Genomic DNA, 2,916 nt, shown 5'->3' on the forward strand with positions numbered 1-2,916 from the left:
GGCCACGGCCGCCAACGCCGCCCAGGCCGCGCATGACGCCTCCGACCGCGCCGCCCTGTCGCGCGACGACACCCTGGCCCCCTCGGCCGATCCGAACCTCCGAACGCCGGCCGCCGAACCTCTACCGGTGAACTAGGGCCCTCTTTCCAGCAAGCCAAGGCGGGATTACATCGAAGGCATGCGCCAGACCTTCGATGAATCCACCGACCCGGGCTTCGGTCCCCGCCACGTTCCCCTGATCCGCGCCGCCATGGCGCGCCAGGGCCTGGACGGCTTCCTCGTGCCGCACGAGGACGAGCATCAGAACGAATACTTGCCGGCCGCCAACGATCGCCTGGCCTGGGCCAGTGGCTTCACCGGCTCGGCCGGGGCCGGCGTGATCCTCAAGGACCGCGCCGCCGTGTTCGTCGACGGCCGCTACACCCTGCAGGTGCGCGACCAGGTCGATCAGGGCGTGTTCGAGATTCGCGACCTGGTCGAGGGCGGTGTGCCGGCCTATCTGGAAACCGCCGGCAAGGGCGCCGTGATTGGCTACGACGCTCGCTTGCACAGCCCCCAAGCCCTGGACGGCCTGAAAGCCGCCGCCGCAAAGGCCGGCGCGGCGCTGAAGCCCGTGGCGATCAATCCCATCGACGAGGCCTGGGGCGCCGAGCGTCCCGCCCAACCCGCCGCGCCCGTCGTGCCGCACCCCGTGAAGTACGCCGGCGAGGAGTCCGCCTCAAAGCGCGCCCGCGTCGGCTCGGCCATCGCGGCCTTCGGCGCCGAAGCCGCCGTGATCACCGCCCCGGCCTCGATCGCCTGGCTGTTCAACATCCGGGGCGGCGACGTGATCCGCTCGCCCTTGCCGTTGTCCCAGGCCGTGCTGCGCGCCGACGGCACGGCGCGGCTGTTCCTGGATCCGGCCAAGGTGACCGACGAACTGCCGGCGTGGCTGGGCAATCAGGTGTCGCTGGAAGACCCTGGGGCCTTGGACGGGGCCCTGGCCGAACTGGCCGGCAAGAAGGTCGTCGTCGATCCGTCCCAGTCGTCCGCCTGGTACTTCGACACCCTGGTCGCGGCCGGCGCCGAGGTGGTCCGCGCCATGGACCCCTGCACCCTGCCCCGCGCCTGCAAGAACGCCGTCGAGATCGCCGGCACGATCGAGGCTCACAGGCGCGACGGCGCGGCCTTGACCCGGTTCCTGCACTGGCTGGCCACCGAGGGTCAGATCAATCCGCCGGACGAGAAGGAGGCCGTGGCCAAGCTGGAGGCGTTCCGCGAGGCCACCGGCCTGCTCAAGGACCTCAGCTTCGACACCATAGGCGCGGCCAACGGCCATGGCGCCCTGCCCCACTACCGCCCGACCGAACGCAGCAACCAACGCGCCGCCAGGGGTTCGCTGCTGCTGGTGGACAGCGGCGGCCAGTACCTGGACGGCACCACGGACGTCACCCGCACCGTAGCCATCGGCGAGCCGACCGCCGAAATGGTCACCCGCAACACCCTGGTCCTGAAAGGCCACCTGGCCATCGCCCGCCTGCGCTTCCCGGCCGGCACCACCGGCTCGGCCATCGACGCCTTCGCCCGCGCGGCCCTGTGGAGCCACGGGCTGGACTACGACCACGGCACCGGCCACGGCGTCGGCGTCTATCTGGGCGTCCACGAGGGCCCGCAGCGGATCTCAAAGGCCCCCAACACCATCGCCTTGCAGCCGGGCATGATCGTCTCCAACGAGCCGGGCTACTACAAGGACGGCGAATACGGCATCCGCATCGAGAACCTCGAAGTGGTCATGCCGGCCGAGGCGGTCGGCACGGGCGACCGGCCCATGCACCGCTTCCAGGCCCTGACGCTGGCCCCGATCGACCGGCGGCTGGTCGACAAGAGCCTGCTGTCGGCCGAGGAGATCGCCCAGTTCGACGCCTATCACGCGCGGGTGGTGGCGGAGATCGGGCCGCGGGTGGAGCCTGAGGTCCGCGCCTGGCTGGAAGAGGTCTGTGCGCCGCTTAGGGCGGTGGGATCACACCCACTTGCCCCCACCTGACCGCTTCGCGGTCGGTCCGCCCCCATAGGGGGCGGAGGCTCGCCGCCGGCGTTACGCGTCCCCCGCCCCCTATGGGGGCGGACAGGCGACGCAGTCGCCAGGTGGGGGCAAGTCCGTGAGCCGGCGCCCCCCTATGTCCCCCGAGGCTTGGCCCTAGTCGTCGGCGCAGCCACCGCCGGGTCGTCCGGCCACAGGTGCCGGGGGTAGCGCCCCTTCATCTCGGTCCTCACCTCGCGCCACGAGCCCTTCCAGAACCCCGGCAGATCCCGCGTGATCTGGATCGGCTTGTGCCCGGGCGACAGCAACGCCAGCACCAGGGGCGCGCCGCCGACGGTCGGATGCGCCGTCAAACCGAACAGCTCTTGCACCCGCACATCCACGCGCGGTCCGCCGTCGGCGGCGTAGTCGATGGCGAAGCTGGAGCCGGTCGGGGCGGTGAACCGGGCCGGCGCCTCGGCGTCGAGGCGGCGGTGCAGGTCCCAGGGCACGAGCGTGCGGATCGCGTCGGTCAGGGCCCTGTCACCCAGTTGGCTCAGGGCCGAGCGTCCGGCCAGCAACGGTTCGAGCCATTCGGGCAAGCGCTCCAGCAGGGCGGCGTCCGACAGGTCGGGCCAGGTCCCGGCGTCACGGTCGCGCAGGAAGGCGACCCGGCGACGCAGGGCTTGCGCGCCCTCGCCCAGCGGCACGGCCGGCAGGCCTTCGCGCCCGACCTGATCCAGCAGCACCTTGGCCACCAGCCCGGGATCGACCTTGTCCAGCAGCCGCTCCTCGACCACCAGCTTGCCCAGGCGCAGCAGGCGACGGGCGCGGACCTTGCCCTTGGCGTCGGGCTCCAGCCGGTCCTCGGCCACCAGCCGGTCGGCGAAGGCCTCGCGCAGGGCGGTCTCGTCCAG

The 2,916-nt window shown here is 72.0% G+C and carries 2 protein-coding genes; one reads left to right on the plus strand and one right to left on the minus strand.

The annotated features are described in order from the left end of the window. Nucleotides 1-178 precede the first annotated feature (178 nt). The gene (locus tag WAL33_RS01115; protein ID WP_422177654.1) at nt 179-2,023 is read left to right on the plus strand and encodes an aminopeptidase P family protein; all 1,845 of its coding nucleotides are present in this window, start codon (nt 179-181) and stop codon (nt 2,021-2,023) included. A 131-nt stretch (nt 2,024-2,154) separates the two neighbouring features. Here the strand turns inward: WAL33_RS01115 and WAL33_RS01120 are convergent. After that, nucleotides 2,155-2,916: ATP-dependent helicase C-terminal domain-containing protein (locus WAL33_RS01120; protein ID WP_422177656.1), on the minus strand; the 762-nt coding region annotated here is incomplete at its 5' end.

The sequence above is a fragment of the Caulobacter sp. genome, assembly GCF_049283275.1.
In the GTDB taxonomy this organism is placed as follows: Bacteria; Pseudomonadota; Alphaproteobacteria; order Caulobacterales; family Caulobacteraceae; genus Caulobacter.

Bases quoted from the DNA above. Each gene is read 5' to 3' on its own strand.
- WAL33_RS01115 (WP_422177654.1), top strand. From the start codon at position 179: ATGCGCCAGACCTTCGATGAATCCACCGACCCGGGCTTCGGTCCCCGC.